General features: G+C 56.6%; 1 protein-coding gene. It reads right to left on the bottom strand.

Features of this window, described 5'->3' with window-relative positions:
• Positions 1-128 precede the first annotated feature (128 nt).
• Positions 129-1109, bottom strand: coding sequence for an IS5-like element ISPa41 family transposase (locus PSEMO_RS30145; protein WP_014003920.1), 981 nt, complete (start codon positions 1107-1109; stop codon positions 129-131).
• Positions 1110-1171: the final 62 nt, after the last annotated feature.

Raw genomic sequence — 1171 nt, 5'->3', positions numbered from 1 at the left:
TAGGGATGCTCCGATCAACTTGTCGTGCAGCCGCGGCAAGTTGCAATTTTCCAGGCACCTACAGCGTCATTGGACGAAAAGTGACCGAAAAATCATGTACGGAGAGCTTTTTCGACCGGTTCTCCGTGTTAAACGCGAACCTCACCCATACCCATGAGCTGTTTTCGAACCCTCCACAGGTTTGCCAGGGCGAACAGCGTGGTCAACTGAGCCGTGTTTTTCATCAGCCCACGAAAACGTACTTTCACGTAACCAAACTGCCGCTTGATCACGCGAAACGGATGCTCGACCTTGGCCCGTGTCTGAGCCTTGCAGAACTCGATCTTGCGCTTGGCTTTGTACAGTACGCTGCGCTGGTTCAGCTTGGAATAGGTGCTGCGACGCGCTGCAATCTGCCAGATCACCCCCCGATTTTCATGCTCTTCGCGCCTTTCGACACCGGTGTAACCGGCATCTGCATACACGGCGTTTTCTTCGCCATGCAGCAGTTCAGCCACCTGCGTGACATCGGCCACATTGGCAGCGGTGCCATGGACGTGATGCACCAGGCCGGACTCGACATCGGCACCGATGTGCGCCTTCATCCCGAAGAAATACTGACCGCCTTTCTTGGTCTGGTGCATCTCGGGATCACGCTTGCCTTCTTTATTTTTGGTCGAGCTGGGGGCATGAATAATGGTGGCATCGACGATGGTGCCTTGGCGCAGCGACAGGCCTTTTTCCTGCAGATAACCATTGATGACCGCAAGGATTGCCGGTGCGAGCTGATGCTTCTCCAGCAAGTGCCGGAAGTTCATGATCGTGGTGTCTTCGGGGATTGGCGCGCTCAGCGTCAGGCGTGCGAACTGGCGCATGGGCGTGATTTCGTAGAGCGCTTCTTCCATGGCCGGGTCGCTCAGGGAGAACCAGTTCTGCAACAGATGGATGCGCAGCATGGTTTCCAGAGGATAGGGTTTTCTACCGCCGCCGGCCTTGGGGTAGAACGGTTCGATCAGCTCCAGCAGGCCTGCCCAGGGCACCACCTGATCCATTTCGGCGAGGAAGCGCTCTCGGCGGGTTTGCTTGCGCTTGCCGGCGTACTCAAAGTCGGAAAAGCTCATCTGGCTCATGGGCGGCTCGGATCAGGTGTTGCGGGGATTCTCGCATAACTGAAGGCTTGTTCGGAGATTCC

The organism is Pseudomonas putida (assembly GCF_001941965.1).
GTDB lineage: Bacteria > Pseudomonadota > Gammaproteobacteria > Pseudomonadales > Pseudomonadaceae > Aquipseudomonas > Aquipseudomonas putida_L.
This window is presented reverse-complemented; position numbering and strand designations above follow the sequence as displayed.